The following is a 15744-nucleotide window of genomic DNA, read 5'->3' as shown; positions in this document are numbered from 1 at the left end:
AACGACCTCGTGCAAGATATTCGCTGGAAAGCCTTGTGGCTGGGCCTGGCCACTGTGTTTGCCTGCCTGATCATTTGGGCGGCAACCGATGCCATTACCGCCCTGCTGGCATTCTGTGCCATCGTGCTGCTTTATTTGGCCAGCCACCTCTACTGGCTGCACAAGCTGCTGCAATGGTTCAAGAAGCCCGAACTCAATGCCATGCCAGTGGGTAGCGGTATCTGGGAGGACGTATTCTCCGCCATTTATTACGAGAAGCGCCGCCACAGCCGCAGCCAGGCCCAGATCAGCTCCGCGCTTGACCGGTTCCGCCATGCGGCAAGCGCCCTGCCTGACGGGGTGGTGTTGCTCAATGGCAATGACCAGATCGAATGGTGCAATCCCACGGCAGAACGCCAGCTTGGCCTTTCCATACGCCAGGATACAGGCCACCCCATCAGCTACCTGGTACGTCCTGCGGACTTTATCCAGTACCTGCAACGCCAGGATTACTCCGAACCCATCAAACTCAAATCCTGGCGTGTCAGCGGTGCGACCCTGGAGATCCAGCTGGTGCCATTCGGCGCGAACCAAAAGCTCTTGATCTCGCGCGATATCAGCCAGATGGAAAAGCTGGAAACCATGCGCCGTGACTTTATCGCCAATGTCTCGCATGAATTACGCACGCCACTTACCGTTGTCGGCGGCTTTATCGAGACGTTGACCGACATGGAAGGCGCCGTGCCGGAAAGCACGCGTGGCTATTTCGGCATGATGCAGGAGCAGACCGGCCGCATGCGGCGCCTGATCGAGGACTTGCTGACCTTGTCACAACTGGAGAATAGTCCTGAAGCGCCCCAGGAAACCGAGAATGACCTAAGCACCCTGCTCAATATGCTGCTGCATGAAGGCATAAGCCTGAGCCAAGGTGAACATGACATTACACTGGAGCCAGTAGAACCTGGCTTGTTCATCAAGGGCGCTGCGGAAGAGCTGCATAGCGCACTAGGCAACTTGGTCAGCAATGCCGTGCGCTACACCCCCGAAGGCGGCAAGATCAATCTCAAGTTGTTCCTGCGCGGCACGGAAGTCTTGTTCAGCGTACGCGACACCGGCATCGGCATAGAACAACAGCATATAGACCGCCTGACCGAGCGCTTCTACCGCGTGGACCGCAGCCGCTCACGCGAAACAGGCGGCACCGGCCTCGGCCTCTCCATCGTCAAGCATATCCTGACGCGACATCAGGGATATCTCGAAATTGAATCCGAGGCAGGCAAGGGCAGCATATTCAGCGCAGTATTACCGCAAAGCCGCCTGGTGCGCAAAACACCCCAGCAGGCAGGCATTAACGCCTGATTTCTGTAGATGCGGGTGATGCATACACGCCCTCGTCTTTCCATCCACGACGATAGACACGAATATCCGCCCCCTTCAAGCGCGCCGCATTAAACAGCTTTCTTGCACGCATCGAGTCCAGCCTGATGCCATAAGCGGCATAGACAAAATCTGCCAGTGGTGCGCTACTTTGGCGGAAGAAAGGCCACTGTGGCGAACTGCCGTAAAAGCTTTCAACAAAACTCGTGATGCCTACCACGCCGAAACGCCCCTCGCCAATATCTTCCAACCAGGGTCCACCTGAATCCCCAAGCGTAGGCATAGGCAACGCGGGATCATAACTCCCCATCTCATTAAGGCGGTTGACGGCCAGCAGCGCTTCCAATGCGGAGACAACACTCGCCTTGCTTTCAAACTGCACCTGGTAACGCGCATAAAAAACCGGATCGAGCGCTGCATATGCGTCCGGCACAAACTCGGCAAACGTATCCGTTCCCGCATGCACCTCCTTGTTGGCACAACCCAGGTCAGCCGGCGATGAATCAGCTGCCCCATGACCATAACCGCATAAGAGTACCGAGTGCGCAGGCTGATCAAGTAAAACCGGCGCGACGGCGATAGAGTCGGGCAAACTCATATCGAACACCAGCACTGCCAGATCATCGATGAGATTGCCGCGCACCTTGTCAAACTCCGGGAATATAGCCTGCCTGAGCCGGGCCTTGAGAAATAAAGGATGAGATGCGCGTGCCACACGCACGACAGGCAAACCACTGGCCTGATCCAGGCTGACATCACGAAGGCAATGCGCTGCCGTCAATACAGTCAGTGGCGCACCACCCACCACGACAGCGCTACACTCACTATGATCGACACGCCACTCCTGGCGATACTCGTGCCAGTGACGGTGCTCAAACACCAGTTGCACCGCGGGGGCTTCATTCACAGGCTGGCCATACATCAAGGCCCCTGCCGGAACAGTCCACGCCAGCAATCCAAATGCAACACAAAATCCAGTAACGCTATGCAGCATGCCCATGAGCAACCCCCAATGCGCAAATCTGGATTAACTTTACTCCTTAATTATCGCGCAGAGGAAGAGCTTAGCGTGGGGCAAACATGATGATCGCCATACCCACCAGCGCAACTGCCACACCGACAAAATCCCAGGTGCTGGGCCGAATGCCATCCACCAGCCACAGCCAGCCTAGCGCGACAAAAATGTACACCCCACCATAAGCCGCATAAACCCGTCCTGCCGCCGCCGGGTGCAAGCTCAGCAACCAGGCAAACACTGCCAGACTGACAGCTGCTGGCAGCAACAGCCATACAGAGCCACCTTTCTTCAGCCATAGATAGGGAAGATAACACCCAAGGATCTCGGCCACTGCAGTCACTACAAACAACAAAAATGTTTTCAATACCATCATGCCCGGCGCTACAAATTAATCAGTACTGCCATTATAGGCATATACCCACTTCCCTCCTGTTATTAAGAGTGGCCAACAAAACTCAGCAAACAATCCTGGCCAGGCGCTCTGCCGTAGGCAGTACGCTAAGAATTTTGTTAGTCGCTCTAAACCAGGCAATGCATCTGAAACTCTCTATCAATCAGCATTACCAAGCCCAATACAGACAAAAGACTACAAAGTCGCCAGCCATCCTCTGTCACAAAAAAGTGAATAAATCACGTTATTAATCAAACATATAAAATACATAATCCCAATAAAACAACAAGGCCAGCCAATGCACTGACCAGAACATAAAAATAAATAGGGGAACAATTTGATTTTCTCATGGGGATACGCGGCTATCCTGCGTGCATGCTGGCCAATTGCCATGGCCTTGTACATCAGCAACCCGGTCATGGCAGCGATTGAGCCGATAGATACATCGGCACAGGAACTGCTGATGCAACAGGAACGCATCCGGGCCCTGCGCCAGCAGCAGGAACCGACACCGGACGTTCGCCAGCCAGAAGCTGCAACTCCCGCACCACTTGCCTATCCTGAAGCAGAACTCCCCTGCTTTGCCATCCAGAGCATCAGCCTGGCAGGCAATAATGCTCCGCTGTTCCAGTTTGCCTTGCGCGAGGTCATCGAAACAGGGCTATATCCGGCAATTGGCCGCTGCCTGGGAACACAAGGCATCAACACTGTCATGACGCATGTGCAAAATGCCATTGTGGCCCATGGCTATGTCACGACACGCATCCTCGCTGGTCCACAGGATTTGGGCCAGGGCCATCTCATCCTCACCGTCATCCCCGGCAAGGTCCACCAGATCCGCTTCACCCCGGATTCCAGCCAGTACATCCGCTACGGTAATGCATTGCCGATTGCCCCTGGCGACATCCTCAACCTGCGTAGCATTGAACAAGGCCTGGAAAACCTCAAGCGCTCTCCCACTTCGGATGCCGATATCCAGATCGAACCTGCCGATGGCAACGCCCAGCCCGGCGAGAGCGACCTGGTGATCCGATACCGCCAGGCATTACCCTTTCGCCTCACATTCAGCGCGGATGATGGCGGCTTCGACAGCACAGGCAAATATCAGGGCGGTGTCACGCTCTCTGGCGACAACCTGCTGGGCCTGAGCGACTTGTTTTATATCAATTTCAACCAGGACCTGGGCGGCGGTGACAAGGGCAGCCGCGGCTCGCGCGGCAAGACCCTGCATTATTCCATCCCTTACGGACATTGGCTGCTCAGCGCCACCGGCTCCAGCTACAACTATCACCAGGAAGTCGCCGGGCTCAACCAATCCTACCTCTACAGCGGCCGCACGCAGAATGCCGAGTTCAGGCTCAGCCGCATGGTGTACCGCTCCGCCATCAACAAGACGCAGCTATCCCTGGGAAGCTTTTTCCGCAAATCATTCAACTATGTTGACGACACCGAGGTGGAAGTGCAGCGACGCCGCACTGCCGGATGGACACTGGGCATCAACCAGAGCTGGTACATCGGCCAGTCCGTGCTGGATTACACCTTGTCCTATCGCCGTGGCACCGGCGCGCAACAGGCGCTCAAGGCACCTGAAGAAGCCTTTGGCGAAGGCACTTCGCGCATGGAAATCATCACCGCCGATATCAGCTTCCTGGCTCCGCTTTCCTTCCAGGCGCCATGGGGAACACAGGCCTTACGCTATGCCGCCAATATCCGCGCGCAATCCAACCTTACCCCGCTCACGCCGCAAGACCGCTTTGCCATCGGCAACCGCTATACCGTGCGCGGCTTCGACGGGCAATTGACCTTGAGCGCAGACCGCGGCTGGTTCATCCGCAACGATCTCAGCGCCATGCTGGGACAAAGCGGGCAAGCCGTTTATGTCGGCCTGGATTATGGCGAGGTTGGCGGACAATCCGGCGACCGCCTGATCGGCAGGCAACTGGCAGGTGCAGTCGTGGGCATGCGAGGTGGATACAGGGGATTCAGCTACGACTTATTTTTAGGACAGCCCATCAAAAAGCCGGACGGTTTTGAAACCGCCAAAACGGCAGCCGGGTTCAACCTCAACTGGTCGTTCTAGCAGCAAGCACGTTAAAGGGGAATCAAGATGAACAAACACCGTTATCGCCTGGTATTCAACCGTGTCCGAGGCCTGATGATGGCCGTGGCAGAAAACATATCTGCCCACGGCACCGCTGGCAGCACACCATCCGGCAATGTCCCGCCAATCGCCAGACTTATGCTGGCTGGCATCACACCGCTACAGCTTTCCCTCATGCTGATGCTGGGCTCCGCATTGATCCTTAGCGGGCGAGCCCGTGCCGACATCATTGCAGACCCATCGGCCCCCGCCAACCAGCAGCCCATCATCGGCAATACCGCCAACGGCCTACCGCTGGTCAACATCCAGACACCAAGTGCCGCAGGCGTCTCACGCAATACTTACAGCCAGTTCGATGTCAACGCCCAGGGAGCCATCCTCAACAACAGCAACACCAATGTGCAAACCCAGCTTGGCGGCTGGGTGCAGGGCAACCCTTTTCTGGCAGGCGGCACTGCCCGCGTCATCCTCAACGAAGTCAACAGCAGCAATCCCAGCCTGCTGAATGGCTTTGTCGAGATTGCAGGCAGCCGCGCCCAGCTCGTCATCGCCAACCCGGCCGGCATTAGTTGCAATGGCTGCGGCTTCATCAACGCCAACCGCGCCACCCTGACCACCGGCACCCCCATCATCAATGGCGGCAACCTGCTGGGTTATCGTGTGGGTGGCGGCAGCATCAGCTTCTTAGGCCAAGGCATGGATGCCAGCCATACCGACTACACCGACGTCATCACGCGCGCGGTTAAGGTCAACGCGGGCATCTGGGCCAACCATCTCAACGTAACCACTGGCGCCAATCAGGTCAATATCGACGGCAACGGCAGCCAGACCACCATCAACCCAATCTCGCCCACAAATGCCACTACCCCAGCCTTTGCCGTGGATGTAGCAGCACTAGGCGGCATGTATGCAGGCAAGATCCACCTCATCGGCACCGAAGCCGGGCTGGGTGTGCGCAATGCCGGGCATCTCGGGGCCAGTGTGGGCGAGGTCGTGGTGACTGCTGATGGACACATTACCAACTCCGGTACGCTAGCAGCGCATACCAATATCAACATCACCACCAATCACGACTTGCAGAATGCCGGCACCATCAACGCCAATGCCGCGTTGAGCCTGAATGCAGAGAACATCGACAACCAAGCCACTGGAGATATCTCCTCATCCAGCACCACGCTGTTCAGCCAAGATACGATTATCAACCGCGGTATCATAGACGGGGATACCACGCATATCAGCGCAGACAGGCTGGACAACATCGGGCATGGCAGCATATTCGGTGACCGCCTCAGCATCCAGGCTAGCGAGATCAACAACCTGGCAGAAACCGTGAATGGCATCACTACCGCGGCCATCATGGCTGGGCGCACCCGGCTGGACCTGGCAACAGGCAGCCTCCATAACCGTGACAATGCCATGCTGTTCAGCGGCGAGGATATTGCCATCGGCGGCACCCTCAATGATTCAGGGATAGCCATTGGCAGTGCCGCTTCCGTCATCAACCAGGACGCTACCATTGAAGCGCTGGGCAACCTGGCCATCAGCGCCGATGAGCTGCAAAACCTCAACACCGGCCTGCAAGTGGGAAGGACAGCGGAAACCACCGCAAGCTATGACAAATTCACCCCAGCAGGCCCAGGCCAGGGAGTCATCTGGGATAGCGCAGACTACCCCGGCGCCCAGATTGGCAATGTCCATGTGGAATGGCGCTCCGCCGGGCCATATACATTCCGCGAATACACGCGCTACCAGGGCACCAGCTATACTTCGCACACTGAAATACTCGCCTCCACTCCCGGCAAAATCCTCTCTGGCGGCGATATGCAGATCACCGGCAATGTATTGAATAGCGATAGCCAGATCATCGCTGGCGCTGCGCTGGACATCAGCGGCGCTACCATTCAAAACCTCAACACCGAAGGCCAGAGTATTGTCCGTCACAGCGGCAGCGCTTGGTATTACGACTGGGATGGCAATGATGATGATTACGACATCGACTACCTGGGCAACCACAGTCCCGGCAACATCGTCACCACCTACAACCTGGCCACTACACGCCTTGAAGGCAATGCCGCGCCACCGGCCAGCAGTACCGTGGTCAGCAGCAACTCAAGCACAGTCAACAACAACGCATTATTCCAGGCGCTGCCCGATGCTTCAGCAGACTACCTGATAGAAACCAACCCTCGCTTCACCAATTACCGCACCTGGCTCAGTTCGGACTACATGGTGCAGCAACTCTCATTCGACCCTGCCATCACGCAAAAGCGCCTGGGGGATGGTTTTTATGAACAGCGCCTGGTGCGTGAACAAGTGGCGGAACTGACTGGCAGACGCTTCCTTGATGGTTACGCCAGTGATGAAGCGCAATATCAAGCCCTCATGAACGCAGGGCTTACTGTGGCAAGCCAGATCCAGCTGATTCCAGGTATTGCCTTGTCAGCGGAACAAATAGCCCAACTTACATCCGACATCGTCTGGCTGGTAGAACAGGAAATCACTCTGCCCGACGGCACGGTCACAAAAGCCCTTGTTCCACAGGTATACGTGCGCCTGCAGGATGGCGACCTGAGCCCCACGACCGGCATCATGGCGGGCAACAGCATCAACATCAATGCCACAGACACCATCACCAACGGCGGCACCATGGCAGGGCGAACCCTGGCCGTGCTCAATGCGGACAACATCCAGAACCTGGGCGGCAACATCAGTGCTGATGTCACGGCCTTGAAGGCCACTGGCGACATCGACAACATCGGTGGCACCATCATGGCAAAAGATGCCTTGGTACTGGAAGCCGGCAACAACATCAACATCGAAAGCACCACGCAGAGCCATGCCCAGACCATAGGCGCCAGCAGTTTCAGCCGCACCAACCTTGACAGGGTTGCCGGCTTGTACGTCAGCAACCCGGATGCCATCCTCGTCGCCAGTGCAGGCAACGACCTCAACCTCATGGCCGCCAGCATTGCCAATAGCGGCGTAGACGGTCAAACAGTGCTATCCGCCGGTCGCGACATCAACCTCGGCACCGTGCAGATCGCCGAGCAAAACAACAGTGTGCGCAATGCCAAGAATCGTGTTTCCTACGGTAGCACGCAAGATATCGGCACTGCCATCCAGGCCGCTGGCGACATCATCCTGCAAGCAGGCAATGATGCCAACCTGAGAGCAGCCAATATCAATAGTCAACATGGCGAGCTGAGCATCACGGCAGTCAAAGACATCAACATCACCGCAGGCGAAGCCACCAGCAACTTCGACCAAGCGCGCAAAACCAAGCGCAGCAGCGGTTTAAACAGCACCACAAAAACCTACCGCAACACCTTTGAAGACAGTCAGGCCATTGGCAGCACCCTCAGTGCAGACACCATCGCCCTTCGGGCAGGTAGCGCAGCCAGCGAAACAGCAGCAGCCATTGCGGGCAATATCAATATCGAGGGCAGCCAGGTGGTCAGCGACAACGGCACCCTGTTGCAAGCCAGTGGCGACATTACACTCGCCACCGCTGAAAACACCAGCTACACCTTCAACCAGAAAACCACCAAGAAATCAGGCTTCTCCGCCGGCGGCTCCAGCATCGGCTACGGCACCAGCAACCTGAGCCAAAAGCAAACCGGCACCACCATCACCCAGACCGGCAGCACCATTGGCAGTGTAGAAGGCAATGTCACCATCCAGGCAGGCAATACCTACACCCAAACCGGCAGCGAGGTACTCACCCCACAAGGTGATATTGACATCAAGGCTCAGCAAGTCAACATTACGGCTGGCAACAACACATCGACCCAAACTACCGAGACCAAGTTCAAGCAGAGCGGGCTGACATTAGCGATCACCAGCCCAGTGATCTCGGCCATCCAGACTGCCGAGCAAATGAAGCAGGCCGCTAACAATACTTCCGATGGCCGCATGCAGGCATTGGCCGCAGGTACTACAGCATTGGCTGCGAAGAACGCTTTCGATTCCACCCAGCAGGCATTATTTGCGGCACCGACAGACAATGGCGTCACCAATGCCGCCAATCAGGCAGGCGGCGTCAACATTAGTCTTTCCATCGGCACCAGCAAAAGCAGCAGCACCTCCACGCAAACCAGCAGCACGGTTCAAGGCAGCAATGTGATGGCGGGCGGCAATATTGCCATCCAGGCCACAGGGGCTGGCGAGCAATCTGATATTAACGTCATCGGCAGCACAATCAAGGCAGGCGGAGATGTCAACCTGAAAGCGGATGATAAGGTGAACCTGATCGCTGCGCAGAACACGGAAACACTTAACAGCAAGAATAAAAACAGCAGTGCCAGTGTCGGCATCAGCATCGGTTCCAACGGGCTTGCCATTACCGCCAGCGCATCACAGGGTAAAGGCAAGGCCAATGGGTCGGATGTCACGTGGACAGAAAGCGTGGTACAGGCTGGCAACAAGGTCAGCCTGGAAAGTGGCACGGATACCAATATCATCGGTTCGCAAGTCAAGGGCGATCAGGTAGTAGCCAACGTCGGCACTTCGGGCAAGGGCAATCTCAATATCCAGAGTTTGCAGGACTCCAGCACCTACGACAGCAAGCAGAAAAGCGCCGGCATCAGCGTCAGTGTGCCGGTTGGCGCGGGCATGGCCGGCGGGTCGTTCAGTTCGTCCAGCAGCAAGATCAATAGCGACTATGCCTCGGTCAACGAGCAGGCGGGTATATTTGCGGGAGATGGCGGCTTCCAGGTCAATGTCAACGGCAATACCGACCTCAAGGGGGCAGTGATTGCATCGACTGAAACAGCGATTGCGGAGAATAGGAACAGCCTGACTACGGAGACGCTCACGGTTTCGGACATTCAGAATCGAGCAGAATATGCAGCCGACAGTAGTAGCATGAGCTTAAGTATGTCTTATAACTCTAACCAATCCATCACCAAAAATATTGGTAATAATTTAGTCAATCTTCCTGGTACATTGACACCCGACCTAAATCAGTCAGGCACAGACTCCAGTGTTACGCATAGCGCGGTAAGTACAGCACAAATTGCCATTACTGATGATGCAAAGCAAACTGCATTGACTGGTAAAAATGCCGAAACAACCATCGCTACCTTAAACCGGGATACTGACACAGCCAACAATGATGTATTGACTAAACCTGACATCACAGCCATTCAAAATGAAATAGCGGCGAATGCAAGCATTGTCAGCGCAGCCACCCAGCAAGTGACTACGGCCATCAATTCGTATTACGTCAAAAGAATGGCGGAATATGATCAGCAATATAATGACAAGCTCAACCTCGCCAGAGACAAAGAAGCAGAGGCGGCTATTCTGAATGCTAGCGGTAAAACAAGCGAAGCAGCTAGTTTAATAGCCGAAGCGCAAACACTACGTTATCAAGCGATTGATATTCGCAATGAACGTGACAAACCAAGCCTATCGCAAGGCTTAGCACTCACTTTGGGTAATATCCTGGTCGGTAGTTTGGCTGGTGAAATTGATATCGGGAATGCCGCCACCAGTTATGCGGTTGGGACGCTGGGCAATGCCTTCTTGTTAACTGCACAAAAACGCGATAGCGACATCACGCAAGGATTTATTGCCACTTGTAAAAAATCACCGCCTGAATGCGCACAAGCCGCCTCTGGGCTAGGCGACACCATTAACAATGCAGACTTGCCGCTAGAAGAACGCATCAAGGCCTTAACTGATTTAAAAAGCCCAACAGACAATGCACCGCTATTCGAGATTAAAGCGGTAGATAGCAATAGTGAAGGTCACTTTAATATTGCCGTGAATGGTATTCTGAATGAACCAGACCGCGCCTTGGTGCTGGGCATCGGGCATCTGCGTGATGGAGAAGCTATTGAACAATCCATTTACCTGTCCTACAACGATACCCAGGGCAGCCTGGCTGATTTACTCAATGCCGCAATCGACAAATACGCTCAAGCGACTTCCAATACTTCAGAAGCCATCGTGCAAGCCTTGATCGCTTCTCACGGCAATCAACTGGCCCACGGTGAAACCAATCTCCTTGCCCACAGCGGCGGCACGCTCTCCAGCAACATTGCCTTGAATGATTATGCCGCACAAGGCAATGCAAACCCGAATCTGCATATTGATTATTTTGGGCCCGCGTCCTCAACAGGCGCAGCAGTGGCTGCCACACTTAATGCCGCAGGTTTGGCAGGCGCAACGCCTGAACAGCAAGCTAATTGGTTAGCCTATGGCAATGTTAATGGTCCAACCGATAATGGCATTAACGGCCTCGGTTACTATAATCACGCCAATGACCCTGTTGCCACGGTTGTAGGTGGTAATTTAGGCCAAACCAATCAATATAATGACCCCAATTCAGCCACACATCTACAAGGAGTTGCGCTAGGCAATCTATTGCAATCGGTATTGGAACTGAAGGCTTTATTCACCACGAGCGATAGCGCACATTCCACCTATCGCTGGAATGACCCTTCCACTTGGCCAACCACAACGGTTGCGCCTGTTTCCAGCAACCCACCAAGGTAAACCATGTATAAATCCATGATCAAGCTCCTATTCATCAGCGCCACAGGTATAGCCGCACTCAGCGCTTGCAGCATGGCGGGCTATCAGAAAATAGAAGAAATGTCGCTGCCACGCTATCAAACAGGCACGCCGGTGATGAGCGACATAAAAGTCATGTGCCGTGCGCAGGTCATTGTGAAACCCGACCATGACAGGCACATGGTGGATTATACCCCGCGCCGCCAGCGCGAGACGGCGCTGACCGACAAAGGCAGACTCGCGGTAGATGATCGCATCGGAAGCGCATATTTCCTCTCTCAAAACGCCAAAGAGATACCTGCCACAGATTACACGCATCCGCCTTTGGACTTTATGGTGACTTATGACCGCATCTGGGATGTCACGGTTTATCCGACCCCCCCCCGTATCCCACCGAAATACCCACAACAACTATGCCAAAACGGTACTTCTACCCAGGTTATCACTACTCCTGGCATAGGCAGTTTATTTACTCAATTGGAACCCGATTACAAATATGATGTGCGCCTCCGTTATAACTTGGACCCTAGCAAAGGCGCAGTGCGGGTATGGAGATTGCCTAATGTGAGTATGGATGGCTTGAATTACCGGGCCACCATGGTGGGTTTTATGCCAATGATTATTGAAGGGGACAAATTACCAACGGGGAGTAATTTTAAAGAGTTTACTAACCCTCACACCCAAAAAGAAATCATCACCATTAACGGACGGGAATGGCAGCACATGACTCTTCAGGTGATCAGTGGAAGAGATGTTCCCGCACGGGAGGATTTCAAAGCAGGAGAATCCTCAACCGTTCATGAACTTTATACCACCAAGGTAGGCAACTATATATTTGCGATGGTTGCAATTTATGACAGGAATCTGGCAACACACGCCCCCGACTGGCTGGCCCAACGCCAAGCATTTTTAAGGCACTGGCTGGAATCATTCAAGTTTGAGCCAATCTCGCCTAACGTTGAGTAGCTCCCGTTAAAACAATAATAGGGGACGTAAAAATGTGGCCCCATATCTTTAAGATAAATCTCATGAACTCTCGAAATCACCTGCTTTTTATGATTGTTATCAGCATGCTGACTGCATGCGCAGGCCCCAAGGTACTAGATGCCTCTTCAGAACACGGACCTGTTGCCCGGATGCGCATACTCACCACAGGGGCATTCGTTTATCTTCATCCCAACAAGTCTTGTTATACCTTGTACGATAAAGCAACGATTCCTGCTTTTTCTGGTGGAAAAGATTATGGTCTTTTTTATGGTTTGTCCCAGTTAAGCAAAAACAGAAAGATCGGGATGCCTATAACAGATGACATCACTTGGGCGTACAACGAGTTTATCGTGCAAGCAAGTCAGCCAATAACCATCTATTCCACCTATGTCGCCAATGGAGAAGTCGGTGGACAATGGAGGCACGCTAGTTGTGGCCCTTTTACAGGAAGCTTTAGCCCTGAACCCGGAAAAGATTATGATGCTGCACTTCTTTTGGAAGGCGGCCGATGCAATCTAAGAGTTCGGGAACTAGTCGCTGATGATATTACAGGGGAAATTAATCCAATCGAGATAAAACTCCAGCCCGCGCCTCCATGTAAATAGCATTTAAATAAAATCAAGCAATTCAAATTAATTAAAGGGTAAGAGTAACCGGCTGGCAGTATTGGAAGCCTCGGGAATGACGCTGGAATCAGCTCAAGCGATACTAAATGACCCACAAGCCAAATCTAATTATGAGAACTGGAATGGCAATGGTAATTACCGCAGGGCTGCGAATATCATCATCGCTGCGATAGGCGGCAGCTCTACCGAACTTACTTCTGCTATAACCAAGGAGTCTCTTTCCTGGGCTGCTGATGTGATGCGGCAGAAAATGATCGAGGACTCAAAGAAATTCAAAAATCTTTGTGCCAGCGAAAACGATTGTATTAATAATGCTTCAGGAGTAAGTGTTGGTGTTAATGGAGATAATTTCAAACTAGCGGGCGGACGGATTGTACTGGAAAAATGGTGTGAAGTTGCCGGTGCTGGTGCATGCCAAGCCGACCTATCTACAAAAAGTGGATACGCAGAAAACTCTGATGGCACAGTTATTTTTAAACCAAAAGATGCACAAGGAAATGATATAACAATTAACGATTTTATTGCACAAAATCAGGATTTAAGAAGTCCACTCGGTGGAGTGCAAGGCAGTAATGGTCAAATGGCATTAGGGGTACAATTTGAATACTCTACCGGAGATTTTGGGATAGATTAGCAGAGGCTTACTCCGGCACTCATGATACTCTCAATAGCTTTATCTGGTATGACAAGATCGGAAATGGAAAACAATTAGACAACACTTTACGAGGTAACATCGGAGAGGCTTCGAATAAATTAAATGTTCTAATTTCAACACCATTTTCGGCTAGCGTCCTACTTCCTCCAGAAGTATTTAGTACCATTCTCCAATCATTAAAAAATATAAAATATCAATATACTCATCAGGATGAAAATATGAAGAAAATTTTGAAAAAAACATTTAGCGTATTAGGAATTATTATTCTAGTTTTTGTCACTTGTTCATGTGCTGTCAATGGATATAAAGGAGGATGGTAATACATCACAGAAATGAAAATAATGAATAATAGGGGATAGCCCAGTCTGTCCCCTATTGTTGCTATTAATCCAACCACTGGGAAGATAGTTTCCGTTAATCCTCTTTCCCGACTTGGAGTCAATTGAGAATTGCCATGTCCGATAAAATAACAGTTCAATTAAATACAGAACAAATCAAAGGGGTCAGACTCGATTGATTCTTTCTTAAATCAGCGGTTATGCTGAGGACAGTGTCTTTTGGAGAGACTCGAATGGTTCGCCTACCACGCTTTGTACTGACGGGACACCCACAACATATCATCATCCGCGGCAATAACCGTGAACCGGTTTTTTCTGCGGAAGAAGACTATCACTTCTTCCTGGACAAACTGTCGCAAGCTGCCAAGAAACATCAATGTGATATTCATGCCTATGTCTTGATGACCAACCATGTACATTTATTGGTCACGCCTCATCAAGAGAATAGCATTGCGAAGATGATGCAAAGTGTGGGCCGACATTACGTGCAATATTACAACGTTACCTATCGACGTACCGGCACCCTTTGGGAAGGCCGCTACAAAGCCAGCCTGATTGATAGTGAAACCTATGCCCTACTCTGTTATCGCTATATTGAACTGAATCCAGTCAGAGCCAACATGGTGCAACTCCCTGCTGAATATCCATGGAGTAGCTATCGTGCCAATGCACTGGGACAAGCTGATCCATTGGTGACCCCTCATACGATGTATCACAGGCTGGGCAATGACGAAACATCCAGGCAGGTGCATTATCGGTGCTTGTTTGAAGCGCATATTGATGAACTGAGCCTGCATCAGCTAAGAGAAGCTACCAACAAAGCTTGGGTACTGGGAAGCGAATATTTCAAGCAAAAGATTGCTCAACAACTCAACCGTAGAATAGACAAGCTACCTAGAGGTGGAGACAGGAAGTCAGAGGCTTTTCGTCGTCAACGATAATTATGGATCAATCGAGTCTGACCCCTTTGATTTTATAGAAGCCTTCGGTGGAACCCACGACTATCTCGGAGGGCAGATCACGGGCTTGTATGACGAACAGGGTAATACAAAGCGCGGCATGGAGAGCACAGAACGAATTATTCGAGATCGGGTATCCGAATTGGCAATTCTACCGTCTACCCCATTTGCAATGGCAGAGTTACTACCTCCTGAGGTTTGGACTGCCATTTCCATTTTATTGAAAGGCGCTAAATGAGAATAATCAGATTATGTGTCGTACTAGGATTAACAACTAGTCTTTCCGGGTGCTTTTGTTGGGGGTGCTTTGTTCCTCTATCACCCCCTCCCCCTTCAAAACCTCGGATAGAAAATTGGGAGAGAGCTGAAACCTCTGCAGAAACTCGCCTGGCTGACTGGCAAGCGTGTGGTGGAGATAAGACTGGAAATTTTTCAAGAGATCCAAAGGACTCCATTGAAGGGGAGGATATTCTCCAAGCCAATAAGCGGCAAAGCGCTGAACACCAACGATGCCTGATTCGTAAAGGCTATCGTTATATTGGAGAATGCTGGAATGACTATTGGAAATCTATGCCAGCTTGTGGTGCGCCATAGCCTGTGGAAGGGTTCATCAGCCACAATCGAAATAATAGGGGACAGACCACGATTAATGGCAGTATTTAGGTCAATCTCTTATTAAGATGCCCCGCCGCCCTCGAATTATTTTGCCCAATGTTCCGCAACACATTATCCAGCGCGGGAATAACCGATCTGTGTGTTTCTATGCAGATGAAGATTACATTAAATATCTGGAT

Annotated in this window: 9 protein-coding genes; 7 read left to right on the top strand and 2 right to left on the bottom strand. The window is 52.3% G+C overall.

Annotated features, from left to right (window positions below; all coding sequences use genetic code 11):
* The first annotated feature begins 9 nt into the window (after positions 1–9).
* Entirely contained in the window at positions 10–1338 is a 1329-nt protein-coding gene (phoR, locus tag LG198_RS11110; protein WP_230343252.1) for a phosphate regulon sensor histidine kinase PhoR, read from the top strand.
* Here the strand turns inward: phoR and LG198_RS11105 are convergent.
* Together LG198_RS11105 and LG198_RS11100 are read right to left on the bottom strand one after the other, a co-directional pair.
* A complete protein-coding gene (locus LG198_RS11105) occupies positions 1328–2356 on the bottom strand; it encodes a S1 family peptidase (protein WP_230343251.1) in 1029 nt (342 codons plus the stop codon). The two genes, phoR and LG198_RS11105, sit on opposite strands and share 11 nt — an antisense overlap.
* Before the next feature lie 64 nt (positions 2357–2420).
* The gene (locus LG198_RS11100) at positions 2421–2747 is read right to left on the bottom strand and encodes a YnfA family protein (protein WP_230343250.1); all 327 of its coding nucleotides are present in this window, start codon (positions 2745–2747) and stop codon (positions 2421–2423) included.
* 355 nt (positions 2748–3102) lie between these two features.
* On the opposite strand from LG198_RS11100, the gene LG198_RS11095 reads away from it, so the two are divergent.
* From LG198_RS11095 to LG198_RS11070, 6 genes are all read left to right on the top strand, one after another.
* Positions 3103–4845: a ShlB/FhaC/HecB family hemolysin secretion/activation protein gene (locus LG198_RS11095; protein WP_230343249.1), complete on the top strand. Its 1743-nt coding sequence runs from the start codon at positions 3103–3105 to the stop codon at positions 4843–4845.
* A gap of 27 nt (positions 4846–4872) precedes the next feature.
* Positions 4873–11367 (top strand): two-partner secretion domain-containing protein, encoded by a 6495-nt coding sequence (locus LG198_RS11090; RefSeq protein WP_230343248.1) that lies wholly within the window; start codon positions 4873–4875, stop codon positions 11365–11367.
* A gap of 3 nt (positions 11368–11370) precedes the next feature.
* Complete coding sequence (locus LG198_RS11085; protein WP_230343247.1) at positions 11371–12351, top strand: hypothetical protein; 981 nt, start codon at positions 11371–11373, stop codon at positions 12349–12351.
* Positions 12352–12413: 62 nt separating this feature from the next.
* Positions 12414–12977 (top strand): hypothetical protein, encoded by a 564-nt coding sequence (locus tag LG198_RS11080; protein WP_230343246.1) that lies wholly within the window; start codon positions 12414–12416, stop codon positions 12975–12977.
* Positions 12978–13053: 76 nt separating this feature from the next.
* Positions 13054–13632 (top strand): hypothetical protein, encoded by a 579-nt coding sequence (locus LG198_RS11075; RefSeq protein WP_230343245.1) that lies wholly within the window; start codon positions 13054–13056, stop codon positions 13630–13632.
* A gap of 592 nt (positions 13633–14224) precedes the next feature.
* Positions 14225–14932 (top strand): transposase, encoded by a 708-nt coding sequence (locus tag LG198_RS11070; RefSeq protein ID WP_226756111.1) that lies wholly within the window; start codon positions 14225–14227, stop codon positions 14930–14932.
* Positions 14933–15744 lie beyond the last annotated feature (812 nt).

The organism is Methylobacillus arboreus (assembly GCF_020532725.1).
Taxonomy (GTDB): Bacteria; Pseudomonadota; Gammaproteobacteria; order Burkholderiales; family Methylophilaceae; genus Methylobacillus; species Methylobacillus arboreus.
The sequence above is the reverse complement of the archived record's forward strand: the minus strand, read 5'-3'. Positions and strand labels throughout refer to the sequence as shown.

Coding starts and splice junctions, on each gene's coding strand:
- LG198_RS11105 (WP_230343251.1), bottom strand. CDS start 2,356: ATGGGCATGCTGCATAGCGTTACTGGATTTTGTGTTGCATTTGGATTG.
- LG198_RS11100 (WP_230343250.1), bottom strand. CDS start 2,747: ATGATGGTATTGAAAACATTTTTGTTGTTTGTAGTGACTGCAGTGGCC.
- LG198_RS11090 (WP_230343248.1), top strand. CDS start 4,873: ATGAACAAACACCGTTATCGCCTGGTATTCAACCGTGTCCGAGGCCTG.
- LG198_RS11085 (WP_230343247.1), top strand. CDS start 11,371: ATGTATAAATCCATGATCAAGCTCCTATTCATCAGCGCCACAGGTATA.
- LG198_RS11080 (WP_230343246.1), top strand. CDS start 12,414: ATGAACTCTCGAAATCACCTGCTTTTTATGATTGTTATCAGCATGCTG.
- LG198_RS11075 (WP_230343245.1), top strand. CDS start 13,054: ATGACGCTGGAATCAGCTCAAGCGATACTAAATGACCCACAAGCCAAA.
- LG198_RS11070 (WP_226756111.1), top strand. CDS start 14,225: ATGGTTCGCCTACCACGCTTTGTACTGACGGGACACCCACAACATATC.